At 48.2% G+C, this 24,646-nt stretch carries 23 protein-coding genes; 18 read left to right on the top strand and 5 right to left on the bottom strand.

The features are described from left to right. Positions 1-146: 146 nt before the first annotated feature. Positions 147-1,298 carry a THUMP domain-containing class I SAM-dependent RNA methyltransferase gene (locus tag MH144_RS09120; RefSeq protein ID WP_239299316.1) on the bottom strand — a complete coding sequence of 384 codons (1,152 nt, stop codon included), beginning with the start codon at positions 1,296-1,298 and terminating at the stop codon, positions 147-149. Between the two features lie 240 nt (positions 1,299-1,538). On the opposite strand from MH144_RS09120, the gene MH144_RS09115 reads away from it, so the two are divergent. Then, a complete protein-coding gene (locus tag MH144_RS09115) occupies positions 1,539-2,171 on the top strand; it encodes an O-methyltransferase (RefSeq protein ID WP_239299315.1) in 633 nt (210 codons plus the stop codon). A 115-nt stretch (positions 2,172-2,286) separates the two neighbouring features. On the opposite strand, the gene MH144_RS09110 is transcribed toward MH144_RS09115, so the two are convergent. Then, positions 2,287-3,501: an asparaginase gene (locus MH144_RS09110; protein WP_239299180.1), complete on the bottom strand. Its 1,215-nt coding sequence runs from the start codon at positions 3,499-3,501 to the stop codon at positions 2,287-2,289. Between the two features lie 424 nt (positions 3,502-3,925). Here MH144_RS09110 and MH144_RS09105 point away from each other — a divergent pair, with 424 nt between their 5' ends. Beyond that, positions 3,926-5,131 carry a cytochrome P450 gene (locus MH144_RS09105; RefSeq protein ID WP_239299178.1) on the top strand — a complete coding sequence of 402 codons (1,206 nt, stop codon included), beginning with the start codon at positions 3,926-3,928 and terminating at the stop codon, positions 5,129-5,131. 89 nt (positions 5,132-5,220) lie between these two features. Here MH144_RS09105 and MH144_RS09100 read toward each other — a convergent pair whose 3' ends face one another. Beyond that, complete coding sequence (locus tag MH144_RS09100) at positions 5,221-6,483, bottom strand: MFS transporter (RefSeq protein ID WP_481857325.1); 1,263 nt, start codon at positions 6,481-6,483, stop codon at positions 5,221-5,223. A 143-nt stretch (positions 6,484-6,626) separates the two neighbouring features. On the opposite strand from MH144_RS09100, the gene hemE reads away from it, so the two are divergent. The 6 genes from hemE to MH144_RS09070 all read left to right on the top strand — a co-directional run bounded on the left by hemE (position 6,627) and on the right by MH144_RS09070 (position 13,131). Next, positions 6,627-7,691 carry a uroporphyrinogen decarboxylase gene (hemE, locus tag MH144_RS09095; RefSeq protein ID WP_239299174.1) on the top strand — a complete coding sequence of 355 codons (1,065 nt, stop codon included), beginning with the start codon at positions 6,627-6,629 and terminating at the stop codon, positions 7,689-7,691. Then, complete coding sequence (gene hemH, locus MH144_RS09090; RefSeq protein WP_239299173.1) at positions 7,684-8,634, top strand: ferrochelatase; 951 nt, start codon at positions 7,684-7,686, stop codon at positions 8,632-8,634. Before hemE ends, hemH begins: the two co-directional genes overlap by 8 nt. Further along, complete coding sequence (gene hemY / locus MH144_RS09085; RefSeq protein ID WP_239299172.1) at positions 8,634-10,058, top strand: protoporphyrinogen oxidase; 1,425 nt, start codon at positions 8,634-8,636, stop codon at positions 10,056-10,058. Before hemH ends, hemY begins: the two co-directional genes overlap by 1 nt. 186 nt (positions 10,059-10,244) lie before the next feature. Continuing rightward, on the top strand, positions 10,245-11,669 hold the full coding sequence (locus tag MH144_RS09080; RefSeq protein WP_239299171.1) for a CapA family protein: 1,425 nt from the start codon (positions 10,245-10,247) through the stop codon (positions 11,667-11,669). Between the two features lie 34 nt (positions 11,670-11,703). Further along, the gene (locus MH144_RS09075; protein WP_239299170.1) at positions 11,704-12,447 is read left to right on the top strand and encodes a glycerophosphodiester phosphodiesterase; all 744 of its coding nucleotides are present in this window, start codon (positions 11,704-11,706) and stop codon (positions 12,445-12,447) included. 51 nt (positions 12,448-12,498) lie between these two features. After that, the gene (locus tag MH144_RS09070; RefSeq protein WP_239299169.1) at positions 12,499-13,131 is read left to right on the top strand and encodes a fumarylacetoacetate hydrolase family protein; all 633 of its coding nucleotides are present in this window, start codon (positions 12,499-12,501) and stop codon (positions 13,129-13,131) included. A gap of 111 nt (positions 13,132-13,242) precedes the next feature. On the opposite strand, the gene MH144_RS09065 is transcribed toward MH144_RS09070, so the two are convergent. Next, complete coding sequence (locus MH144_RS09065; RefSeq protein ID WP_239299168.1) at positions 13,243-13,650, bottom strand: hypothetical protein; 408 nt, start codon at positions 13,648-13,650, stop codon at positions 13,243-13,245. A gap of 356 nt (positions 13,651-14,006) precedes the next feature. Between MH144_RS09065 and MH144_RS09060 the strand changes: the two genes are divergently transcribed. The 10 genes from MH144_RS09060 (at position 14,007) to MH144_RS09015 (ending at position 23,441) form a co-directional block, all read left to right on the top strand. Continuing rightward, positions 14,007-14,564, top strand: a complete 558-nt coding sequence (locus tag MH144_RS09060) for a MarR family winged helix-turn-helix transcriptional regulator (protein WP_239299167.1) — start codon at positions 14,007-14,009, stop codon at positions 14,562-14,564. Between the two features lie 52 nt (positions 14,565-14,616). After that, complete coding sequence (locus MH144_RS09055; RefSeq protein ID WP_239299166.1) at positions 14,617-16,065, top strand: aryl-sulfate sulfotransferase; 1,449 nt, start codon at positions 14,617-14,619, stop codon at positions 16,063-16,065. Between the two features lie 127 nt (positions 16,066-16,192). Beyond that, complete coding sequence (locus MH144_RS09050) at positions 16,193-17,134, top strand: ABC transporter substrate-binding protein (protein ID WP_343226037.1); 942 nt, start codon at positions 16,193-16,195, stop codon at positions 17,132-17,134. Between the two features lie 25 nt (positions 17,135-17,159). Continuing rightward, entirely contained in the window at positions 17,160-17,936 is a 777-nt protein-coding gene (locus MH144_RS09045) for an ABC transporter ATP-binding protein (RefSeq protein WP_239299165.1), read from the top strand. 17 nt (positions 17,937-17,953) lie between these two features. Then, positions 17,954-18,727, top strand: a complete 774-nt coding sequence (locus MH144_RS09040) for an ABC transporter permease (protein WP_239299164.1) — start codon at positions 17,954-17,956, stop codon at positions 18,725-18,727. 23 nt (positions 18,728-18,750) lie between these two features. Then, on the top strand, positions 18,751-18,906 hold the full coding sequence (locus MH144_RS09035) for a hypothetical protein (RefSeq protein WP_239299163.1): 156 nt from the start codon (positions 18,751-18,753) through the stop codon (positions 18,904-18,906). Between the two features lie 47 nt (positions 18,907-18,953). After that, a complete protein-coding gene (locus tag MH144_RS09030; RefSeq protein ID WP_239299311.1) occupies positions 18,954-19,763 on the top strand; it encodes a DUF92 domain-containing protein in 810 nt (269 codons plus the stop codon). 13 nt (positions 19,764-19,776) lie between these two features. Continuing rightward, entirely contained in the window at positions 19,777-20,355 is a 579-nt protein-coding gene (locus MH144_RS09025; protein ID WP_095288031.1) for a TetR/AcrR family transcriptional regulator, read from the top strand. A gap of 67 nt (positions 20,356-20,422) precedes the next feature. Further along, a complete protein-coding gene (locus tag MH144_RS09020; RefSeq protein ID WP_239299162.1) occupies positions 20,423-22,354 on the top strand; it encodes an ABC-F family ATP-binding cassette domain-containing protein in 1,932 nt (643 codons plus the stop codon). 148 nt (positions 22,355-22,502) lie between these two features. Continuing rightward, positions 22,503-23,441, top strand: a complete 939-nt coding sequence (locus MH144_RS09015; RefSeq protein ID WP_239299161.1) for an AAA family ATPase — start codon at positions 22,503-22,505, stop codon at positions 23,439-23,441. 107 nt (positions 23,442-23,548) lie between these two features. Here the strand turns inward: MH144_RS09015 and MH144_RS09010 are convergent, their stop codons facing one another. Next, on the bottom strand, positions 23,549-24,589 hold the full coding sequence (locus MH144_RS09010; RefSeq protein ID WP_239299160.1) for a M42 family metallopeptidase: 1,041 nt from the start codon (positions 24,587-24,589) through the stop codon (positions 23,549-23,551). Between the last annotated feature and the right edge of the window lie 57 nt (positions 24,590-24,646).

Here is a 24,646-nt window from a genome sequence, read left to right as displayed (position 1 = left end):
AACAGGGCTCCATTCATTATAGCTCTCCTTCATGGCATTTCAACTATGCCCCTAGCAGAAGTGCTTCATGCAGATCGTTGGTTGCATAACCGTACAAAAAAACGCCCCAGCCGTGAAGGCAGGAGCGTTCAGTTTAAATCGTATCGTTACTGTTTCGGTGATGAATTCCGCGGAGGCAATGGCCCCAAGTACTGGTGGTATTGGGTCTCAATGCGTCCGTTAAACAGTTTGCGGCGTTTGTCCGCTTTACGGCCAAAAGCTTCTTCGAAGGATTTGGTTGAAGTGATGGCGAAAAAGGACCAAGTCGGCATCTCGAGATAACTGCGGCCTAAGGAGCGGATCAGCTTCAAGACGTCCTTCTCTTCGCTAAGGCGTTCACCATATGGCGGATTGGTGATAATTACACCATACTGCCCTTGAGGTCTTGCACGGTGCGCAGGCAGTACGCTGACTTCAATATCCTTGGCAAATCCGGCACTTTTGATCGCTGCCTGCGCTACCTCGATCGCTTCAGGGTCAATATCACTACCCGAAATCTGCAATGGAACGTCGTCACGAACCGCATCGAATGCCTCCTCGCGAGCCTGTTCCCACAGTTCTTTAGGGATGACATCCCAATTCTCGGAGTTGAAGGAGCGGCGCAGTCCTGGTGCGATGTTCCACCCGATCATGGCTGCTTCAATTAGCATGGTGCCTGAACCGCAGCACGGATCATAGAAGGGGCGGGATACATTCCAGCGACTAAGCTGAATAAGCGCAGCGGCGAGTGTTTCTTTCAGCGGAGCCTCCGTCACCAGTTTACGATAACCCCGTTTGTGAAGTCCTGGTCCGGTCGTGTCGAGTGTAAGCAGGGCGCGGTCATTCAGCAAAATCACTTCAATGACATAACGAGCTCCGTTCTCGGGGAACCATTCGGTGTTATGTGTCAGCTTCAGTTTCTCAACGATCGCTTTTTTCACGATACCTTGGGAGGCAGGGACACTGCTCAGTTGGGATTTGTGTGAGCGGCCTTCAACAGGGAATTCACCGTTCGCTGGGATCCATTCTTCCCAAGGAAGTGTCTTGGTACCTTCAAACAATTCGTCAAATGTGGTTGCCGGGAATTCACCCATCTTGATAAGGACGCGGTCAGAACTTCTCAGCCACAAGTTGCAGCGGCAAATATCAATATAATCTCCAGTAAATACAACCCGGCCGTTCTCGACCGTAACATCCTCATACCCCAGCTGTTTCAATTCCCGAGCTACTACAGCCTCAAGTCCCATTGCTGAGGTCGCAATTAATTGCAATTGAGCCATGTGTTTCATTTCAACTCCATTTCAAGCGGAAGAGGACGATGCCTTCATCCAGCTGTATAGTAACGGTGCGGCCTTGCCGCATTCCGTGAAAAAACTTACAATGAGAAATGCGGTGAGCACTAGCTCGCTAAGAAGCAGGTGATACTGTAGTCTAACCGCCTGTGTTGATAACAAACATTCATTATAGAACATTGGCATCCATAAGGAAAGCAGTCCAAGTGTCCAAGGAGGATATACGTGGTGAATCTTACCCCTGACGAATATGTAAATCAACTATTTCAAGAGGATGAGCTGTTATTAAAGGTAAAAGAGGCCATCCGTTCAAACAACATGCCTGAGGTGTCTGTTGCACCGGCTTATGGCCGTTTGCTTACGTTTCTCGCCAAGACATCAAAGGCAGAGGCTGTGCTGGAAATCGGCGTATTGGGCGGTTACAGCGGAATTTGCCTTGCTCGCGGTATGAGGGAAGGCGGAACTCTGACGTCGCTGGAGTTGAAAGAAGAATACACGGCGATGGCTCGTGGGCATCTGGAGGAAGGTGGCTTCGGCGAAAAGGTAGAGTATCGCATTGGCCCGGCGGCAGACAGCCTGAAGCAATTGGAACAGGAAGGTCGCACTTTCGATTTCTTCTTTATTGACGCAGATAAGGAAAATTATCCGGTATATCTCGATTATGCCATTAAGCTGGCCCGGCCGGGTGCTGTCATTGTAGGCGATAATTGTTTCCTGCGTGGTCGTACGCTGAATCCGGACAAGCAGGGTCCTGCTGTGCTTGCTGTGCGTCGTTTCAATGAGCAGATGGCGAGTGACCCGCGCCTGGTCACCACCATGCTGCCGGATTATGATGGCTTGGCGCTGGCTTGGGTGAAGTGATTAAGCGATCATAAAGCTTGTCGGAGCAAAAAAAGAGATGAACACATCCCTGATCACAGGGCCCGGGTTCATCTCTTTTTGTCATTTTAAAAATTAGATAACGGTATAATAGCTATTAAACTTCAGGTGTACCATATGTTTCAAACCATTTTTTGATCGTTTCAAAATCATCACTGAACGACAGGCCGAGCATAAGCAAAATACGTGCCTGTTGAGGGCTGAGGTTGTCCCCGGCAATGACACCGTTGCCGCCGCCATATACGCTTCCTGAACCTGTACGGGTCGTGGTTACGAAGATGACGCCCTCTTCAATTGCTTTCGTACGGGCTTGTCCCATTGCTCTGGAAATACCGCCTGCTCCGGTACCAGAGGTTACAATTCCTTTGGCTCCGCCGCGTACGAAACCTTCAATTGCTTCCCCGCCAGCTTCCTGATAGGAGATAGCAATTTCGACTTTCGCCAGATCTGCCTTCGTAATCTTGCTCAGATCAAATGCCGGCTTGGCCGAGCCTTCAGGCTTCAGTGCGCGTGCCGGAGCACGGTAGATTCGGATATTCTCTTCATCGATGTATCCAACAGCACCGAGCATTGGCGTCTCAAAAGTATCCGTACGATAGTCATTCGTTTTGGTTACTCCACGTGCAAGCTGAATCGTATCGTTCAGCATCAATACCGTTCCGAACGAGGTAGTGCGTCCGCTGCCCGCAAGTTTGATGGCATTGTACAGGTTCGCTTGGGCATCTGAACCGATAACGGTCCATGGTCGCATGGAGCCGGTAATGACCACAGGCTTATCGCTCTGCACCGTCATGTCAAGGAAATAGGCGATCTCCTCCATGGTATCCGTACCTGTCGTAACCACGACACTGTCATACTGTGCAAGTGCCTTGTCTACGGTAAGGGATAGATCGTATAGATCTGCCATGGTATATGAACCAGAACCTGAATTTCCGAATTGAAGTGTGCTAACATCTGCTATCTTCTGTTTGTCGGGTAGCGCATCAACCATTTCTTCGATGGGGAGTGTGCCAGCCCTGTAATTTTGGAAGCTGGTCGCATCCTCGGATTGACCTGCAATCGTTCCACCTGTTCCAATGACAAGTACATTAGGTAGTGCAGATTGTTTGGAGGATTGAGGCAAAGCCGGAATGGACGTATTCCGTGCAGGCGTACTAGACGAAGTGGACTGTACTGCACTTGTTGTTCCGCTCACTTCTACAGTAGCTGCTTGAGCGGCATAGGTTCCGACTGGGGACAAAGAGATGGTCAGAGCGGTTAAAGCAGCAGTACTCCATACAGCCCATGGACGAAGATTTGAATGTTTACTCATAATTAGCACTCTCCTTCAGGTTAGTAACATGTGATGTTTGTTCAGAAGATTATGTAAATGAATTGAGATGATTGTATTTGATGTTAACTAATATGACAATCATTGAAAAAAGGAGATTATAAGGTTAAATCGATAGATATTCAGAGGAAAACTATTATTTATAAGGTTAAATGAATAAATATAAACGGATGAAAAGTGAAATTAAACGGTGAGATGAAGCCTAATGAACTTTCATGTGTTATTTAAATTAACATATAAGACTTTAATCCTGATCGAAAAATGATGTTTGTGGGATTAAAACGGCTTTCCCTAGGAAGTGAGGCTCAATTATTGCCAAATATTTGTATGACCACACATTAGAGTCTATAATATACGGTGTTTCTTATATGTAAATAAATATATATAACTGATTGGAGGAATGACGATGAACCGAGCACCCAGAAAGTATGCCAATTATATTCCGATCCGGGAACTTGAAGCAGTAGAGCAGCAGCTATCTCCCTTCCAGGTGTACGACGAGCTTCGTGAGAATACTCCAGTCCGATACGATGAGCACCGTGAATGCTGGGATATCTTTCGCTATGAAGATGTGCAGTATGTGCTGAAAAACCCCAAGTTGTTTTCTTCCGCACGTGATCGAGCCAACACCAGTATGCTTACAACAGATCCGCCTAAACACAAGCAGTTAAGGGACTTGGTTAATCAGGCATTCACACCGAGGGCCATAGAAGCCCTTGCTCCACGTATTCAGGAGATTGCCAATGAATTAATTACTCCCCGGTTGTCCCAAGATCAAATGAACCTGGTCGATGATCTGGCGACTCCGCTGCCTGTTATCGTCATTGCGGAACTCCTGGGAGTCCCAGCAAAAGACCGGCAGAAATTTAAAGTATGGTCGGACGCCTTGGTTAAGGGGGCGCGCGATGACAGTGATGGAGCTTTTCAGGAGCTTATGGATGAGAAAAAACGAAATCAACAGGAACTGGCCATTTATTTTACAGCCATTATGGAAGAGCGCAGGCAAGAGCCGCAGGATGATCTAATCTCTTTGCTGCTGGCAGCAGAGATTGAAGGGAAGAAGTTGAGCGAGGAGGAACTGGTCGGTTTTTGCATTTTGCTGCTTGCAGCAGGTAATGAAACGACGACCAATCTGATTACCAATGCGGTACGCATTCTTGCAGAACAACCCGAACTGCAGCAGCGGCTGCGTGAACATCCTGAGCACGTTGCATCAGCTGTTGAGGAAACGCTGCGTTATTACCCGCCGATTGTTGCGATTGGGCGCGTAGCCAAAGAAACGGTTGAATTGAACGGGCAGACCATACAGGAGGGGGCTCAGGTTATTTCGTGGGTAGGATCGGCCAACCGGGATAGCGACGTGTTTGGCAATGCAGAACAATTTGTCGAGGATCGTAAACCGAACCGGCACATGGGATTTGGATTCGGCATTCACTTCTGCCTGGGAGCCCCGTTAGCCCGTCTGGAGGCGAGGGTTGTACTCCACACCATGCTTCAGCAGATGCAGGGTATCAAGCTTGTTCCGGGAACGACGCTGCAGCCGATCCAGAGTGCTTTCGTATTTGGTGTGAAGGAATATCCTATTCAATTTGAAAGCCTCAAGCAGTCTTAAGAAAGTGATAACGACAAAAGCCGCATTCAGTGTCCCGTAGGGCAGTGAGTGCGGCTTTTGTGATACGTTACAAGTGTAGGTTGTCATATTCAGGATTCCCTGATGAGAGCAGGCTTTTTGTATAACTTGAATCGGACCCATACCATATTGATTAACAGTAGCCCACCGGAGACAATGAACAATCCCTCGATGCCGATGAACCCAGCCATAAAACCGCCGATTACGGCTCCGAGCATATTCCCGAGAGCGAGTGTACTCGTATTGAAACTGAATGCGCGGCTGATCATACCATCTGGCGTATAGTTTCGAATCAGGGCGTTGACGCTAGGCAGCAAACCACCCATGAACACACCCATGGCGAAACGCACCAAAATGAGCTGCCATACTGATTGTACGAAGGCTTGTGGTATTAGCAGCAGTCCGGTTCCTATAAGAGAGAAGGTCAGTACCTTATGTGCGCCAATACGATCACTGAGCTTGCCGAGTATTGGAGACATGGCCATGTTGGATAGTCCGGTGACAGCACCGACAAGACCGGCCCAGAATGCCACGTTTACATCCGATGCATGCAGCTTCTGTACATACAGCGGCAAGAGTGACATGGGACTAATCATCGCAAACTGCAGCAGGAACGTTACAGCAAACAATGCTGGAAGCTGTGGGGACTTGTTCAATTCCTTCAGCCCGGACAATACGGATTGTTCAGGTAGCTTGGCTGCTTCCTTGCGGTCGAATTTTTCCCGAACAAGGAACATGGCCAGCAATGATGCAGCGAAGATCAGGCCGCCTGTAATATAGAATATGGGCCGGAAGCCAACGGCATCCGCAAGCAAACCGCCGATTAGCGGACCGAGAATCGTTCCGGCTACCTGTCCAGACTGACTTATACCCATGGCGAACCCCATACGATCCTTGGGCGTTGTTCCCGAGATCAGGGAAACGGCTGCCGGATTGAAACCGGAAATGGTACCGTTGAGCAAACGCAACAAGAGGAGCTGCCATGGGTTTTGTGCAAACCCCATTAGTGCGATTACAATCGCCATCCCGAATCCGGAGCGCAGCAGCATAATTTTACGTCCATATTTATCGGACAATTTGCCCCACAAGGGCTGGAACAAAAATGAAGTGAGGAAATTGGCAGCAAATATAAATCCCGCCCATATGCCAATCTCGTGCTCACCGACGACGCCTAAATCCTTGGCAAGGTATAGGGACAAAAAAGGCGTAATCATGGTCATGCCCGAATTGACCAGAAACTGTCCAAACCAAAGCACGATGAGGTTTACTTTCCAAGTTTTCAAAGTGCTTTCACTTCCTTTCTGTAATTCGTGGAAAAAACACCATTCTTTCATTATACCATAATTGGCATATGGATGAGGGGATGTAAGGAATGTCATAGTATTGTCATCGGAACAGATCGGCACGTGGTTGTTACAGCTCTTCAAAAAGGGCATAATGAGAGTTATGAGTCCAAAAACTATTGGAGGCTTCTTACATGAGCTATAATGATCGTTTGATTCGAGCCAGCTTCAAGCAACAAGTGGACCGTGTTCCTGTGTGGTACATGCGTCAGGCTGGGCGTTATGATCCTGAATATCGCAAAATTAAGGAAAAGTACTCTTTGCTCGAAATTTGCCGTCAACCTGAGCTAGCAGCTGAAGTTACACTCATGCCGGTACGTAAACTCGGTGTGGATGCGGCTATTTTGTACTCCGATATTATGAATCCGGTTGCGTCTTTGGGCATTGATTTTGATATTGTAAAAAACATTGGTCCCGTCATTGATAACCCTATACGTTCGGCGGCAGATGTGGATCGTCTGCGTCCGATTGATGTCGAAGGGGACCTGTCGCATATTCTGGAAACCATTCGGATTCTGGACAAGGAATTGGATGTTCCCCTCATTACATTTGCGGGCGCACCATTTACGATTGCCAGTTATCTGATTGAAGGTCGTCCTTCCAAGGGCTACATTCGGACGAAAACTATGATGTACAGCGAGCCTGAAGTATGGCACAAGCTCATGCAAAAACTAGGTGATATGGTAATTACATATGTCCGTGCACACATTGCTAATGGAGGCAAGGCTTTTCAGCTATTTGACAGCTGGGTTGGAGCCCTTTCTCCAAATGATTTCAAAACATATGTGTTGCCGACGATTACCCGTATCTTTACCGAATTATCGGATTTGAATGTACCGAAAATCTATTTCCCTGGTGTGGCCTCCGGTGAACTGCTTCCGACTCTGACGGATCTGCAAGCCAATGTGATCGGTCTGGACTGGAGAGTTTCCATCACAGAAGGCCGCAAGAGACTAGATGGCAAATTTGCCGTGCAAGGCAATCTGGATCCCTATGTGCTGACGGCACCGATGGACTTGATTAAGCAGCAGGCAAAAGTCATTATTGATGAAGGTATCAAGGAGCCAGGTTATATTTTCAATCTGGGACATGGCTTGTTCCCGGAAGCTTCTCTTGAAAAATTGAGAGAGCTTACGGCATATATTCATGAATATTCTGCAGAAGTTTTGAAGACGGGGGTGACGGTTAGCAATGACTAATACCGTAGGTGTACTGGTGATGTCTTATGGCACACCTGAAAATATGGAAAGTATTGAAGCGTACTACACACATATTCGTAGAGGACGGCCGCCTGAGCCCGAGCAACTGAAGGAACTAACGGATCGGTATGAGGCTATCGTTGGGGGCGTTTTCCCGCTGCGTGAAAACACGGATAATCAGGTTAAGGCCCTTCAGGAAACGCTGAGTCAAGATGAACGTGCGAACAGAGTGGAGTTCCGTTGTTACCAAGGGCTGAAGCATGCTCATCCATTTATTGAAGATGGTGTGGAACAGATGGCGAAGGACGGAATACAGACAGCTATCGGTGTTGTGCTTGCTCCTCACTATTCCACGATGAGTGTGGGCAGCTACATCAAGCGGGCTCGTGAGAAAGCGGAGGAACTGGGAATTCAAATGTCTTTTGTTGAAAGTTACCATCTGCATCCTAAGCTGATCCAGGCTCTCTCTTCCCGTGTCAGTGCGAAGCTGGATGAATTCGAAGAGGCCGGGGCGAAGCGCGGTGATGTAAGAGTCCTGTTCAGTGCGCACAGCTTGCCGGAGCGGATTGTGGGTCTGGGTGATCCTTATCCGCAGCAATTGCTCGAAACCTCCGAAGTCATCGCATCACGTGTAGGTATCAGCAACTGGCAGTTTACGTGGCAAAGTGCTGGACGTACGGCTGAACCGTGGCTTGGTCCGGATATTTTGGATACTCTTCAGGAACTATCTCGCGAGCAGGTTGAGGATGTGCTGGTTGCTCCGATTGGGTTCGTCTCTGATCATCTTGAAGTCCTCTATGATCTGGATATTGAGGCCAAGGCAATTGCCAAGGAGATCGACATGCGCCTTATGCGGATCGATTCGCTCAACAGTGACCCTCTCTACATGGAGACGTTAAGTGACGTCATTATTAGCCAGTGGCAGCAAGGGTCGGATGTGTAATGGAAGACCAGAAACGTCGTGTTGTTGTCGTTGGTGGTGGCCTGACTGGCCTCAGCGCGGCATTTTATATTCGCAAGCATTACCGGGAAGCCGGGATTGAACCGCAAATTACACTGATTGAGAAAAGTTCGTCCATGGGTGGAATGATTGAGACGCTGCACCGGGATGGATTTGTCATTGAAAAAGGACCTGATTCATTCCTGGCTCGCAAAACTGCCATGATTGATCTTGCCAAGGAATTGGAAATTGATCATGAACTGGTAAGCCAAAATCCGGAATCGAAAAAAACGTATATTATGCAGCGGGGCAAGCTTCATCCAATGCCTGCTGGACTTGTGCTTGGAATACCAACAGAGTTGAAGTCGTTTCTTAGAAGCGGCCTGGTTTCTCCGGCAGGCAAGCTGCGGGCGTTGATGGATTTCTTTATTCCACCGCGCCGTACAGCAGAAGATGAATCTCTCGGTTACATGATCGAACGACGTCTCGGTTCGGAGGTGCTTGAAAACTTGACAGAGCCTCTGCTTGCCGGTATTTATGCCGGGGATATGCGTCGTCTGAGTCTTCAGGCGACATTCCCGCAATTCGGTGAGGTGGAACGGGATTATGGTAGTCTGATTCGCGGCATGATGACAGGTCGTAAACCTGCGGAGACACATACAGGAACGAAGAAAAGTGCGTTTTTGAATTTTCGGCAAGGGCTTCAGAGTCTTGTCCATGCCTTAGTTCACGATATGCAGGATGTGGATCAGCGCCTGAATACGTCTGTTCAATCACTGGATGTTCAGCATGGTGGTCAAACGAGGTACTGTGTGCAGCTCAATAACGGGGAGCGTATCGAAGCGGATGACGTGATTATTACAGTTCCGACGTATGTGGCTTCCGAACTGCTGCAACCTCATGTGGACACCTCTGCGCTGGATGCAATTAATTACGTATCGGTAGCCAATGTGGTCCTTGCTTTTGAGAAAAAGGATATTGAACATGTATTTGATGGTTCAGGTTTCCTCGTTCCACGCAAGGAAGGGCGGAATATCACAGCCTGTACCTGGACATCGACGAAATGGCTGCACACTAGTCCGGATGACAAAGTGCTGCTGCGTTGTTACGTCGGCCGCTCGGGAGACGAGCAAAATGTTGAACTTCCCGATGATGCACTGACAGATCTGGTGCTCAAGGACCTGCGGGAAACCATGGGTGTAGAGGCTGTTCCAATCTTCTCGGAGATTACCCGCCTCCGCAAATCCATGCCGCAGTACCCCGTAGGCCATCTTCAGCATATTGCAGCACTGCGTGAGGAACTCGGCAGTAAGCTGCCGGGTGTATATATTGCAGGTGCTGGTTATGAAGGAGTCGGTTTGCCGGACTGTATCAAACAGGCAAAAGAAATGTCGCTTCAGGCAGTGCAAAAGCTGGCTGTGCACTAATACAGTCAACGTCAAGCTGCCTCTCCCGCGGAATGAATTCATTCTGCATGAGAGGCAGCTTTTTTTCATGGAATGAAACAGCTGACTTCATGCAGGATATTTGTTTTCAAGTGAATTGAATGATGGAAATCCAGGATATGCCTGATATAATGATAAAGGATTGCTGTAGAAGAAGAGGAGCTGCCTATGTATCCCCCAAGATCAAATCGAAGTAATCAAAAGAAAAAAGAAAAACGTGCACGCAGACGTATTATCTGGATGATCAATCTGTTTCTGATTGCTGCAATCGGAGGGGTAGGCATATATTACGCAGCAGGGGTGCAGAAACAGCAAACGGAGCAGGCGACAAATGAAGGTATTGTGAAAGAGCACCAACCAGCGGATCAAGAGGATTCCAAAGGTGGCGATGAGTTGGATTCCCCTGAAGCGGAGTCAGATGCAGATCCGGAAGCAGAACAAGATTCCGTGGAAGTAACCAGTCCGGAGTCAGGAACAGCTGAAGATGAGAGCGTTTCATCCGGCGGTGAATCACCGGAATCAGGCAGTAAGGAGTCTGTAAAGGGGTCCGAAGAAGGAGCAAAAGGGACGGGAACAACCAAACCCTCGAATCCGAAGAACAATGGAAGTTCCGGAGCCCAAACGACGGTTCCACAGCCTACAGGCTCAGGGAAGAACGTGACCATTAATTTTGTTGGTGATATTCAGTTCTCTGGTAAGGTGGCCGAATTGCTGGATAAGAACGGCTACGAGTATCCTTATGCGAAGCTTGGCAGTCTGTTCAAGAATGATGATCTGACCATAGGCAACCTGGAGACACCCGTCACGCTGGGCGGATCAGCCGCTGAGAACAAAACATATGTTTACAAATCTTCGCCAAAAGCATTGGCGGCGATGGCTGCTGCCGGATTTGATGCTGTAAATCTGGCCAACAATCATATTTTGGATCAGGGCGTTGAAGGGCTTGTGGACACGTTAACCTATCTTCAGGAATATGGTATTGCCCATACTGGGGCCGGGATGAACCGGGATGAGGCTTATGCGCCTGCCTATCTGGAACGGAAAGGCATCAAGATTGCTCTGCTTGGCTTCAGCCGGGTTGTGCCGGAACCGACCTGGAAGGCAGAAGGGAATCGGGCTGGTGTTGCTGAAGCCTACAATTCCACAGGAGCGGTAAGCGCGATTCAAGAAGCTCGTCAGAAGGCGGATCTCGTTATCGTGGTAGCGCATTGGGGAGAAGAGCGTGTCAGTACACCCAATGATGATCAGACCAGACTGGCGCATGAGTTTGTGGATGCTGGGGCTGATCTCGTCATTGGGGGGCATCCTCACGTGCTCCAAGGAGTAGAGTATTATAAGGGCAAGTGGATCGCATATAGCACGGGCAATTTTATTTTTTCGAAATCAACGACGGAAGAAACCTGGAAAACAGCTGTTTTCCAGGCAGAATGCAGTGCGGAAGCGAAGTGCAGCATGAAGGTCATTCCATATGAGGCGGGGCTTGGTCAGGCCATTCCAATGATAGGTGAAGCCAATAAGCTGTTATTGGAGCAGATGACTAGGCTCTCACCAGGCATTCGGTTTGATGCGAATGGAGTAGCTTCAACAAGCTGATACAAGAATGAATACGTCTAAGGAGTGGAAATACATGAGTAATCTATGTGTAGCACACCGTGGATTTTCTTCCACAGCACCTGAGAATACAATGGCAGCTTTTCAGCTGGCCATGGAGCAGCCATATGTAACATGGATCGAACTGGACGTGCAATTATCCCGCGACGGCGTGCCTGTAGTCATCCATGACTTTTCGTTCAATCGGACGACGAATGGAGAAGGGCTTGTACGGGAGACGAACTGGTCTGATATTCAGAAGCTGGATGCAGGGAGCTGGAAGTCCAACGCGTATGCGGGGGAACGCGTACCGGCTCTGAGCGAAGTGTTGGACAGCTGCAAGGGCAGAGTACGTCTGAACATTGAGCTGAAAACACAAGGAGACATGTATCCGGGCTTGCCGGCAGCCGTTATTGAGGAAGTGCGAAAAAGAAATATGCAGGATGAAGTCGTCTTCACTTCATTCGAACCTGCTGCGCTGGCTGAATCCAAAAAACTTGCACCCGAAATCACTACAGGTCTCATTATTGATGCACGTCCAGGAGATCTATTGGCCAGACTTCGTCAGCTGCAATGTGGGTTCCTATCGATCGGTTACACCAATGTGGACAAATCGCTGATGCGGGAAATGAAGAATGATGGCATTCAGGTGATGGCCTGGACTGTAGATGACAAGATCATCATGAAGCGCCTCGCTGCGATTGATCCTGAGCTCATGTTATGTACAAATCGTCCGGATGCTTGGTATCAGGCACTGCAAAAGTCGAGCAACCGGGCTTAAATATTAGGGTTCATATTTGCTAATTAATCCAATAAAGGTGGTCGTATTCCGATGCTCTCAACGATTCGTAACGTATACTGTGTAGGACGCAATTATAAACTTCATGCGGAAGAGCTGGGTAACGCGGTTCCCGATGAACCGATGATCTTCATGAAGCCTTCGCATGCGGTTGTACCATTGAACGGAGAGGCGATTGAATTGCCTGCTGCCCGTGGCGAAGTTCACTATGAAGCTGAACTGGTCGTTCAAATCGGCCGGAGTTATGAACCAGGGGTTACTGTAGAGGATTTGATTGAATCGTATGCATTTGGCATCGATTTTACGCTGCGCGATGTGCAGTCGGTCATCAAGAAGAAAGGCCACCCGTGGACTGCGGCCAAAGGATTCAAAAATTCCGCACCTGTAAGTGGTTTTCAGGCTTTCTCCGGTACGGAAGCTTTGCTTGAAAAAGACTTTACGCTGACCAAAAACGGTGTTGAAGTGCAGCGAGGCAACATTGGCAACATGATTTTTGACCTTCAACACATTGTTGATTATGTAGGACATCACTATGGTCTTGGCGCAGGCGATATCATCTTCACCGGGACACCGGAGGGTGTGGGACCAACCGTAGAGGGAGATGTGCTTGAACTCGCTTGGGATGGTCAATCCGTTGGGAAATGTACCATTGCTGCAGCGAAATAATTCTGTAAGTTCCGTATGAATTATTCATTACACAGTCATGCATTCAGGGGCGGGAAACCGCTCCTTTTTGACGTGATCATAGAATATAAATGAACACACATCTGTACGAGTTTATGCCCATTCATAAGAGGTACGGGCACTTTTCAGAACAATGTGTTCGAGTTCCGCCTGCTGTGCCTCATATTGCTCTGGGGTGATACTTCCACTTGCCAAACGATCATCCAGCTGTAGCCTGAGTTGATTGACCTGCAAAGCCACGACCTGACTGAAATCACCATCATTCTCGTCCGCAATGGTTTCAAGCGATTTGCCTGCATACAGATCCTGATACAGATCTTCCTCGGAGGAGTGGTTCAGTGCACTCAGCAGCTCATCCTTGTTATCATCTTTGGTATTTATGCTTACAATGGACCATTCCGTTAAGGGGATCGGCGAAATGGCTGATTTGCTCCAGGCAGTTCCTGCAAAGGACATGGTTACAATCATCGTTCCCACAAACATTACACGTTTTATATTCATTCTTGTCATCCTCGTTTCTGTATTTAAGTACGAAGGGAATCGTAGCTTAATCTCGATGTTTTGATCTGAGATTAGTTTAACCGACGAAGCTGAAGTGAAACTTAAAATGGCATAAATAAATCCTAACAGGCAGCAAAAGAATAAATAACTTTTAAATCTTACTTGACAGGTTGGGTTAGTAGGTTATATGATGAACTCAATTATTTTAATACTCATTAAATGAACAGTGAAATAAATTTGAATACGGATGCGAGCTGATTGGACCACCAAAGGCTCCCGGGACTACTCCATATGGAATGTCTTCGGGAGCCTTTTTGCGTACTTGCTAACGTTTCGGTTGGATAGGAGGAAATGAAATGAACGAGAGAGATTGGGATGCCTTGGAGAAAACGGATTGGCTGTTTCGCAAAATGGTCAGACGATTCGTCAAGGAGCGGGATCGCATAACGGTGGAAGGCATTAGCCTGCCGGGTATGCTTATCCTGCACAAAATCATTCGTGAAGGAGAACAGCGGCTCGGGGACCTGGCCGATCAATTGGACTTCACTTCCGGTGCCATTACTGCACTGACTGACAAGCTTGAGAAAAAGGGATTAACGATCCGCAGACGCAAGGAAGACGATCGCCGTACCGTCCTGCTCGACATAACCGCCAAAGGTCGGGAGATGTATGTCCGTAATAGCAATATCGGTGCCCGATGTATCACGCTTCTGTTTGAGGGATTTACCGCGGCAGAACTGGAACAGCAAAGCCAATTATATGAGCGGGTACTTGCGAATCTGGAGGGGTTCTCGGACACGCTGCTGGAGCTTGCGGAGAACAACACAAGAGATGAGAAAGATCCGTCCGTGGACAACGACCTCGAACAGAAGCAGAAGGGGAATTCCGGAAAGAACAATTATCTCAGTTATTAACAATTGATTAGTAGCGAAACCTAACAAACCAATCAAGGGAGAGATGAGAACGATGGGACACTCAACAATTTATCCAACGGGAGCAACGCTGTATAATCCAGAAAAAGCTTGGGGTGGCTATACCGTATATCAAGCAGGTGAAGAAGGTGTTGTATTAATTGATATGAATGGGAAGGAAGTTCACTTGTGGAAAGGACTGCTCGGATTTCCGGCGAAGATTTTCCCGGGTGGTTATGTGCTGGGAAGCACGGGCAGAAGAGATCCAAAGTTTGGTATTCAGGATAATGTGGACCTGGTGCAGGTGGACTGGGATGGCAACATCGTGTGGAAATACAATAGCTATGAACATATTGAAGATCCGGGATACGAACCATTGTGGTATGCCCGCCAGCACCATGATTATCAGCGTGAGGGCAATCCGGTAGGGTATTATGCCCCTGGTCTTACTCCGAAAACGCAGGGTGGCAAGACACTGATCCTGGCTCACAAAAATGTAGGCAATCCGCAAATCTCGGATAAACCTTTGCTCGATGACGCGATTATTGAAGTGGATTGGGAAGGCAATGTGTTGTGGGAATGGCTTCCGAACGAGCATTTTGAAGAACTGGGCTTTGACGAGGCAGCGCGCAATGTATTGTACCGTGACCCGAACACACGATCATTTGGTCACCTTGGTGGGGGTGTAGGTGATTGGCTGCATATTAACTCGGCTTCCTATGTTGGCCCCAACCGGTTCTATGAAGCGGGAGACGAGCGCTTTAACCCGGATAACATCATATGGGATGCCAGAGAAGCCAACATTATCGCCATTACAGACAGACAGAGCGGCAAAATTGTTTGGAAGCTCGGCCCGGATTATTCCTCTCCTGAAGCGAAGCATATCGGCACCATTATCGGACAGCATCATGCGCATATCATTCCTCAAGGACTGCCGGGCGAGGGCAATCTGCTGGTATTTGATAATGGGGGATGGGCAGGTTATGGTCTTCCGAATCCGGCTTCTCCATATGGCTTGAAACATGCTATTCGAGATCATTCGCGCGTGCTTGAAATTGACCCGTTGACACTGGAGATTGTGTGGCAGTATACCTCAGCCGAAGCTGGCTTTTCCGTTCCAACCGATTCGTATAAATTCTACAGTCCATATATAAGCTCAGCCCAGCGCTTGCCTAACGGCAACACCTTGATTACCGAAGGGTCCAATGGCAGGTTGTTTGAAGTTACATCAGAGCACGAGCTGGTGTGGGAGTATATTTCTCCTTATAAAGATGGGCGTAATACCAACATGGTATACCGTTCGTATCGGGTTCCATATCAATGGGTTCCTCAACTGGAGAAGCCGGAAGAGGTGGCGATCGAAGCCATTGATGTATCGGTCTACAGAGTACCGGGAGCAGCAGGCAAAGGCTCTGACTCGGTAGTCAATGTAGAGACAACACTGCCGTTTGTTGAGGGCGCAGCTTGCGTAGCAACATCGGATGAGGGAAAACAAGGCAGTTAACGGTAGCCAGATGATAAATTGATCGAACGGGGTGCATGTTGTGAAGAAAACAGCCATTTTAAAGGGAGCATTGATGCTGCTCCTCTCCTTAACTTTTATAATCTCCGGATGTTCTTCAAACGGAGCAGTGTCTGAAGCGAAAGGCGGATCCGCAGGTAGTGCCGCCAAGGTAAAGATCCGCATAGCGGATACAAGCACCAACCCGACGTTCAGGGTAGCCGTTGCCAAAGGGTTCTTTGAAAGCCAGGGCATTGATGCAGAGAGCATCACGTTTGGTTCTCCGGCAGAAGGTGTGAATGCGTTGTTTATCAAGCAGGTGGACATTGCCTACGGTGCTGACTTCCCGGTGTTGAACGCTCTGGCCAAAGGCGACTATTCCATCATCGCTTCTGCGGGTCAGACAACGGATGAAGCAGCAGCTGCATGGAAGCTGTACGCCAAGGAGGAGATCCAGACGGGTTCCGACTTGAAGGGCAAGAGCGTAAGCTTTATTCGCGGAACATTTATTCCTTATCTGTGGGATGAGTATTTGAAGGATCAGGGGCTTGCGCTTGCTGATGTGAAGCAGATTGGGCAAGGAGCCTTCGATGAATCCTATATTGCATTGAAGCAAGGAGAACTGGATGCCACCTGGGTCATCGGCTCTGCATTAACCGATAAATTCGATACACTCGAAGGCGTACACCAGCTGACGGATATGTCACAGACTCCAGTGAGGCTTGGCATGGGACTGGTCGCAAGCAATGAGTTCATTGAGGCTAATCCGGACACGATAAAGGGTTTTCTTGTAGCCCTCGACGAAGCTTCGACATATGCCCAAGCTCATCCTGATGAGATAGCGGATCTGATGTATAAGGAGACAAAACAACCCAAGGAAGCAACATTGAAGGATCTTCCCATCAATCCATGGATCGTTGGATTTACCCAGGAAGCTTATGAAAGTTTAGCCGGACAGAAGCAATACATGGTGGATAACGGAATCATTGAGCAGGATTTTGATCTCAAAGGCAAGTTGAACCTGGAACTTCTGAAACAGGCATTGCCGGATAAAGTAACATATACCGAGTAACCCAAAACGTACTGGAGGTGTCCTTATGTCCTTACCCGCAGATCGTCACACGATTCATATTGAACAGCTTCGCAAAACCTACAATGCTCCAACCAATGGAGAAGTGCATTACATTATCAAGGATGTTGATCTGGTGATCAGGGGCGGCGAATTCTTCGTTCTGCTTGGTCCCAGCGGCTGCGGAAAATCAACATTGCTAAATATGATCGCGGGTTTTATCTCCAAGTCGGGCGGGCAGCTTAAAGTGAATAACAAGGAGATCGACAGACCTGGAAGGGATCGTGCAATGGTGTTCCAACAGGCGGATTCCTCACTCTTTCCGTGGCTTACCGTAAGGGAAAATGTTGAATTCGGGCTTCGGATGTCCAAGGTGCCCAAGTCTGAACGCCGTACGATCTCGGACCGTTACATTCAGCTCGTGGGATTGGGAGGACACGAAGGGAAATATCCGAAGGAACTGTCTGGAGGTATGAAGCAACGGGTCCAACTGGCGCGGGTGCTTGCCAATGACTCTGCGATTCTGCTCATGGATGAACCTTTCGGTGCGCTGGACGCCATGACTCGAAGAGTCATGCAAAAGGAGCTGGTGAATATCTGGAGGGAAACACATAAGACGGTTATTTTTGTCACCCATGACATCCAGGAGGCTCTATTGCTCGGTGAACGGATCGGAATCATGTCGGTGGGGCCTTCGTCGAATATAACGGATATTTACCATAACGTTCAGTCTTATCCTAGAAATATTGCTTCGGCTGAATTCAATACCCTGTACGATCAGATTCAAAGCCATTTTGAAGAATAACTGAGGTGATCTGAACCATGAAATGGTTAGAGAAAAAGTGGGTGTCTGTACCAATATTATGGGTTACAGTCATTCTGATATGGCAGCTTGGTGCACTGCTCTATGGGCCGGACGTAATTCCTGGTCCATGGGACACTGTGCAAGGTGCTCGCGAATTAATTGCTGATGGCACGCTCATGCAGTATATCGGGATCAGTTTCACACGTGTACTGGCCGGATGGGTACTGGGAAGTGTCATTGCCATTCCGGTAGGGCTTCTGATCGGCAAGGTTCACATCATTCGGCTGTTCGCAGAACCCTTTCTTAATTTTATTCGATTTATACCGCCTATTGCATTCATTACATTATTCCTGGTCTGGTTCGGCATCGGTGAACAGTCTAAGATTGCACTGATCATGTACGCGACATTTTTTATTGTTGTACTGAATACACTGACGGGAGTCCTGTCCATTGAAGAGGATAAGATTCGTTCAGCCCGCAGTATGGGAGCGAATGAGTGGCAGATTCTGCTGCATGTTGTTGTCCCCGCTACGACCCCATACATTTTCACAGGTATTCGATTGGCGATGGGAACTTCCTACATGGCCATTATCGGCGCAGAGATGATTGCTGCTAATGAAGGCGTGGGTTATCTGATCTGGAATTCACGGCTGTTTTTCCGGACGGACTGGATTTTTGTTGGTCTAATCTCCTTGGGATTCATGGGTTTTCTCACGGATCGTTTGTTCAACTGGTTTGGTCGCCGTGTGTTGTATCGTTATGGCGTCATCGGCGGGGTCAAGCGAGGCTGACACTGTACGGAGCGGACGACGCGATGTTTGTTGCAAAAGGGCAGTTTTTGATCGATTATGTTTCATCCAGCAGGCCTGGTTCGCAGCTTTCTAAGCTGCCGAATCAGGTTTTTGTCATGCCTGCAACGGGAGTTTCGGCATTGGGCTCAAACCGTGGTATAATTGAATTTCAAAAATAACATAAACGTCATGTGGACCATAGATGCTGCCACATGCAGGAGAGATTATGGACTGGATTATCGGCGCCGTATGCGCTTTTATTGTGGCGGGTGCAGCCTACGCGAAGAAGTCGCTAACCCTGTCCGGTTGCTTGGCAGCTGTGTTGATGGGAACGATCTATTACGGGGCAGGCAATCTGTTTTGGTTTGGCACACTGTTGTTGTTCTTCATTACTTCAACCTTGTTGTCCAAGTATCGTAAGGAACGCAAGCAGGAGCTTGAGAAATCGTATGCCAAGACAGGCAATCGGGATGCGGGACAAGTGTTTGCCAACGGCGGGATGGGCATGATTCTATGTTTGGGATACTGGATATTTCCACACCCAGCCTGGATCTATGCTTTCATTGGTGTAATGGCAACCGTAACATCCGATACCTGGGCTACCGAACTCGGCAGCCTGAGCCGTAAGCCGCCACGTTCCGTGGTGACTGGGAAGGTACTGACCCCGGGTGCTTCCGGTGGTGTGTCGTTACTTGGGACAACAGCGGCGGCAATAGGCGGAGCTTTAATTGGGGCAGGGGCATTTTTCTTCTCGTGGATCGCAGACTTTGAGACGCTGGGATTTCTAAGCTGGACGTGTGTTGGTCTTGTAGGTGGACTGGCTGGAGCATTTGCCGATTCCTACCTTGGAGCAACAGTTCAGTTGATGTATCGCTGCACCGAATGCGGGCGTGAAGTTGAGGTCAGTGAACATTGTGGCCACAAGACCGTTCGCGCACGAGGCTGGACATGGATGAGCAACGATCTGGTCAATGTGCTGAGTTCGGTGATCGGAGGATGTGTGGCTATCGGTTTGGGTATTATTTTGGCGCTGTAGGGAGGGAGTGCAAGTGAGCACTGTGCAGGGAGACAAGTCGGAGGCTATTTTGGATGCGGCTTATGGTATTTTTGGATCAAAAGGATTTTATGAGACGAAAATGTCCGATATTGCTGAGGAAGCTGGCATTGCAAAAGGTACCATTTATTTATATTTCAAAAGCAAGGAACAACTATTTGTCGCCGTTTCCAAGCGGGACTGTAACAGTTTTATCAGCAGGCTTGATTATGCCCTGAAATCTCAGGAGAACACGGGTGAGAAGCTTGGCGCAATCGCCAAGACACACCTGACTTATTATTACGAGCGGCGCAATCATACGAAGCTGTTTTTTATGGCACCTAATAACGATCCGGATCTAATGAAATTTATGAAAGCCTTTATGAATGAGTATATGAGCATGGTATGTGAGGTGCTGAAAAGTGCAAGTGTACCTGAGCCTGTGCTTTTGGCTGAAGCCTATATCGGGATTTTGGATCGATTGAAGATGGATATTATGCTGAATCCGGAGTTCAATGAGGAGGATCTGAACAAACGGATTGCTTTTGCAGCGGCACTATTTCTGGACGGTTGTCGTTCTTTTTTACAAGTATAAGCATCATCGCGAGCATGAAACCAAGAGACTGTTGAATCTCAATTTACAGAGAAGTGGGTAACGAGCAATGAACATAATGACGGTAGAGCAAATTTCAAAAAGCTATGGCGAAAAAATATTGTTCAAGGACGCCTCGTTTGGCATGGGCGACCAGGATAAGATCGGCGTCGTTGGCGTAAACGGAACGGGAAAGTCTACATTTCTGCGTGTTATTGCAGGCATGGAACCAGCTGATGAAGGACAGATTGCTATCGGGAATGATGTCCGCATTCAGTTTCTGGCACAAAATCCCGATTTTAACCCTGACAATACCGTACTGCAGCAAGTATTCGAGGGCGATAGCCCAGAGATGAAAACAGTGCGTGAATACACGGAGACGATGGAACTGTTGGAATTGAATCCATCCGATCCTGCCTTGCAAGAGCGGTTATTACGTCTAAATCAACAAATGGAGCAGCTTCAGACCTGGCAGATGGAAAGTGAAGCCAAAAGCATTCTGTCCAAACTGGGTATCCGTCAATTTGACGCGCTAATGGGAACATTGTCCGGGGGACAACGCAAGAGGGTGGCTTTGGCGTCTGCACTGATTCATCCCTGCGAACTTCTCATTCTGGATGAGCCAACGAACCATATCGATAATGATTCCGTCGTTTGGCTGGAGCAATATCTGCAAAAACGTCGCGGTGCACTCCTCATGATTACGCATGATCGCTACTTCCTGGATCGTGTGGCGAATGTAATGCTGGAGCTGGACCATGGACGTTTGTTCCGTTATGAAGCAAACTATACCCGCTTCCTTGAACTAAAAGCAGAGCGGGAAGAGCGCGAATCAGCCTCGGAGCAAAAACGGCAAAACCTGCTCCGTACAGAGCTTGCCTGGATTCGTCGCGGGGCCAAGGCGCGGACCACGAAACAAAAAGCAAGGATTGACCGTTTCGAACAGCTAAAGGATCAACAGGGGCCTAATCGCTCTGGTTCATTGGAGGTTTCGGTAGGCTCTACTCGTTTAGGCAAAAAGATTCTGGAGATTGAGCACTTATCCAAATCCGCAGGTGGTCGCAAACTAATTGACGACCTGAACTATATTGCCGTGCCTGGTGACCGGGTAGGTATCGTGGGTCCGAATGGCAGTGGTAAATCGACTCTGCTGCAGCTGATCTCAGGTAACCTGGAACCGGATGCTGGAGAAGTCGTTCTCGGTCCAACGGTTAATCTGGGCTATTTCACGCAAGAGCATCAGGAGATGAACGAATCTCTGCGTGTCATTGAATATATCAAGGAAGTGGCAGAGAATGTGCGGACGGCGGATGGATCCCTGATCACGGCAGCCCAGATGCTGGAGCGATTTCTCTTTACTCCTGCGTCGCAGTGGACGCCAATATCCCGTCTGTCAGGCGGGGAGAAGCGTCGTCTATATCTGCTGCGTATATTGATGGCTGCGCCGAATGTATTGCTGCTGGATGAGCCAACGAATGATTTAGATATTCAGACGCTGGCGGTACTCGAAGATTACCTGGATGACTTCCCGGGTGTTGTTTTCGTTGTCTCCCATGATCGCTATTTCCTGGACCGTACAGTGGATAAAGTGCTGTCCTTCGAGGGCAATGGAGCCATTCGGGTACATGTTGGCGACTATAGTGAGTATGCGGAATGGATGCTGAAAAATGCACCAGGAGCTTCTCAGATGGGTGATACTGCCTCAGCAGAGAAGAAAGCAAAAACAGATGAGGTTAAGCCTGCTGCGTCTACGGCCAAGCCGAAGCTGAAATTCAGCTTCAAGGAACAACGGGAGTATGATCAGATCGACGAGAATATCGAGAAAGCAGAGGCTAACCTTGCGCGGATCAACACGGCGATGGAGGAATCCTTCAGTGATTCAGCCCGTTTGCAGGAACTCATGGCAGAGCAGGCTGAAGCAGAGCGTCATCTGGAAGAATTGATGGAGCGTTGGACGTTCCTGAATGAGCTTGCAGAGCAGATTGAGAAAAGCAAATCCTAATCGAAATGTACAAATCGTCATCATTTAAAATAGGGCCTTATGCCTTGTTTTGAAGGATGGCGATTTTTTTATATGAAACGTTAGCCATATCCATTACGTTGTAAGTAGTAAGAAAATAATTCCAGCGAAAGGAGAGAACACCACATTTATGTATAAAGAATTAAATGAACAACTGGCTGTGCTCAAGGAAAAGGGGAGAATTTACGAGAAATGGAACAATCGCCTGGAGAAGTTGAACCAGGAAGAAGCTGAGTGGAAAGCGAAAGTACAGAGGCGCCTGGAGCATCTCCAGAAGGAGCAGAATGATGTGGACCGGCTGAATGGCATGACCTTATCTGCATTTTTCTATAACTTGATTGGCAAAAAGCAGGAGAAGCTGGAGAAGGAAGAACTGGAATTAATGGAGAGTAAGGCTGAGTACGATACAGCCTGCCAAATGTTACAAGACATTCATGAGCAGAGAAAAGAAGTGCAGCGCGAACTGGATGAGCAGAGTAAATATCGATTTTGGGAAAATGATTACAAGATATTGTGGGGCAAAAAGGAAAATCAACTGCTGGCGAACCACGATGAACTTAGGCAATTGGCAGAGGATCTGGAGCATTTACGCGGTGAAATGAAGGAACTTAAGGAGGCAGACCGCGAAGGGGAACGCCTTCTCAGTGCACTTAACCGTGCGGGGGATGCGCTCAAGTCTGCAGGGAATTGGGGAGTATACGACATGATGGGCGGAGGCATGATATCCACTCATATCAAACGCGGTCGTATGGATGAGGCTCAATCTGCCCTAACTGAAGCGGGAAGGCATTTGAAGCGATTCCAGAAGGAGTTTGAAGATGTGAAAATGGCGGTACATGCCGACCTGGAGCTTGGGGGATTATTATCCTTTGCAGATTACTTTTTCGACAATCTCTTTGTGGACTGGATGGTGCAAGACAAAATCCGTAAAGCTGAATCCCAGGTAGAGGAGGGCCGTCTAACCGTCCGTCGTACATTGCATGTGTTGAAAAATGAAATTCGTGATCATGAGAGGGAAGTAACACGAATCGAGCAGCAATATCGTCAGTATGTGGAGCAGGCTGACTAGGGTAGATATCCAGGTAAGGAGAAATTAATAGGGTGAAAAAAGATGCCAGGCGGCGATGTGAGCTGTTGCTGGCATCTTGCTATATTCCTGAAGCATGCTGAGGGCGATTACTTGGTTGTAATATATGAAGCGAGCAGTCTGGCTGTGTTCAAAACAGCATCCTTGTGTGTACGCTCCATGGAATGGGAGGCATGTACTCCAGGACCAATCAGTGCAGCACGAATGTTGTTTCCACCTCGCAAGGCAGCACTGCCATCTGATCCGTATTGGGGATAAATATCAACGACATAATCGAGATTTGCCTGTTTGGCAAGTTCAATCAGGCGACTCGTCATGTCATAGTCATATGGACCTGAAGAATCTTTGGCGCAGATGGATACATCCGTTTCTTTACAACTGAGATCGTCACCCATTGCTCCCATATCTACCGCGATCAATTCACTGATCTCGGACGGAATATACGAGGCGCCATGCCCGACTTCTTCGTAATTCGAAATAAGCAGAGAGACGTTATGTAGAGGCTTCCAGCCTTCCCGATGAGCAGATTCCAAAATGCCGAAAAGGGCAGCTACACTGGCTTTGTCATCCAGATGACGCGACTTGATATAACCGCTTGGTGTAATAACTGCACGTGCATCGAATGAAATAAAGTCTCCGACGCTGATACCCAGTTTAAGAACATCTTCCTTAGAAGAGACCACTTCATCAATACGAACTTCCATATGGCTTTCCTTACGCTCAAAGGTGCGGGCGTCTGGGTAGACATGAACCGATGGGTGCAGGGAGAGAATTGTACCAGTGTATGTCTTTCCATCACGTGTGTGGATCGTGCAATACTCATTCTCAATACTGTGCATGGTGAATCCACCCACAGAGGTTAGCTTGAGCGTACCGTAAGAAGTGATGGAACGTACCATCGCGCCGAGCGTATCCACGTGTGCACTGAGTCCAATCGTTTTGGAGGCATCCTGCCCAGGCAAAGTGAGCACGGCTCCACCTTTGTTATTTAATTCAAACGAAATATTCAATGATTCGGCTTCTTCCCGGATCATCTCGATAATGTGGTGTGTGTAGCCACTTGGACTTGGGGTATCCAGCAGCTTTTTCAGAAGGTCCAGGACGTAGGATTCATTAATCGTAAAATTCATATAGTGATGCCTCCTCATAATAAGTGTTCCAAAAACAAGAATACAGCCTGTCTGGTC

This window comes from Paenibacillus sp. ACRRY (assembly GCF_022346995.1).
GTDB lineage: Bacteria > Bacillota > Bacilli > Paenibacillales > Paenibacillaceae > Paenibacillus.
The sequence above is the reverse complement of the archived record's forward strand: the minus strand, read 5'-3'. Positions and strand labels throughout refer to the sequence as shown.

Excerpts from the sequence above, each read along its gene's own strand:
- MH144_RS09120 (WP_239299316.1), bottom strand. The coding sequence starts at position 1,298 with ATGGCTCAATTGCAATTAATTGCGACCTCAGCAATGGGACTTGAGGCT.
- MH144_RS09110 (WP_239299180.1), bottom strand. The coding sequence starts at position 3,501 with ATGAGTAAACATTCAAATCTTCGTCCATGGGCTGTATGGAGTACTGCT.
- MH144_RS09105 (WP_239299178.1), top strand. The coding sequence starts at position 3,926 with ATGAACCGAGCACCCAGAAAGTATGCCAATTATATTCCGATCCGGGAA.
- MH144_RS09100 (WP_481857325.1), bottom strand. The coding sequence starts at position 6,483 with ATGAAAGAATGGTGTTTTTTCCACGAATTACAGAAAGGAAGTGAAAGC.
- hemE (WP_239299174.1), top strand. The coding sequence starts at position 6,627 with ATGAGCTATAATGATCGTTTGATTCGAGCCAGCTTCAAGCAACAAGTG.
- hemH (WP_239299173.1), top strand. The coding sequence starts at position 7,684 with ATGACTAATACCGTAGGTGTACTGGTGATGTCTTATGGCACACCTGAA.
- hemY (WP_239299172.1), top strand. The coding sequence starts at position 8,634 with ATGGAAGACCAGAAACGTCGTGTTGTTGTCGTTGGTGGTGGCCTGACT.
- MH144_RS09080 (WP_239299171.1), top strand. The coding sequence starts at position 10,245 with ATGTATCCCCCAAGATCAAATCGAAGTAATCAAAAGAAAAAAGAAAAA.
- MH144_RS09075 (WP_239299170.1), top strand. The coding sequence starts at position 11,704 with ATGAGTAATCTATGTGTAGCACACCGTGGATTTTCTTCCACAGCACCT.
- MH144_RS09070 (WP_239299169.1), top strand. The coding sequence starts at position 12,499 with ATGCTCTCAACGATTCGTAACGTATACTGTGTAGGACGCAATTATAAA.
- MH144_RS09065 (WP_239299168.1), bottom strand. The coding sequence starts at position 13,650 with ATGAATATAAAACGTGTAATGTTTGTGGGAACGATGATTGTAACCATG.
- MH144_RS09060 (WP_239299167.1), top strand. The coding sequence starts at position 14,007 with ATGAACGAGAGAGATTGGGATGCCTTGGAGAAAACGGATTGGCTGTTT.
- MH144_RS09055 (WP_239299166.1), top strand. The coding sequence starts at position 14,617 with ATGGGACACTCAACAATTTATCCAACGGGAGCAACGCTGTATAATCCA.
- MH144_RS09045 (WP_239299165.1), top strand. The coding sequence starts at position 17,160 with ATGTCCTTACCCGCAGATCGTCACACGATTCATATTGAACAGCTTCGC.
- MH144_RS09040 (WP_239299164.1), top strand. The coding sequence starts at position 17,954 with ATGAAATGGTTAGAGAAAAAGTGGGTGTCTGTACCAATATTATGGGTT.
- MH144_RS09035 (WP_239299163.1), top strand. The coding sequence starts at position 18,751 with ATGTTTGTTGCAAAAGGGCAGTTTTTGATCGATTATGTTTCATCCAGC.
- MH144_RS09030 (WP_239299311.1), top strand. The coding sequence starts at position 18,954 with ATGGACTGGATTATCGGCGCCGTATGCGCTTTTATTGTGGCGGGTGCA.
- MH144_RS09020 (WP_239299162.1), top strand. The coding sequence starts at position 20,423 with ATGAACATAATGACGGTAGAGCAAATTTCAAAAAGCTATGGCGAAAAA.
- MH144_RS09015 (WP_239299161.1), top strand. The coding sequence starts at position 22,503 with ATGTATAAAGAATTAAATGAACAACTGGCTGTGCTCAAGGAAAAGGGG.
- MH144_RS09010 (WP_239299160.1), bottom strand. The coding sequence starts at position 24,589 with ATGAATTTTACGATTAATGAATCCTACGTCCTGGACCTTCTGAAAAAG.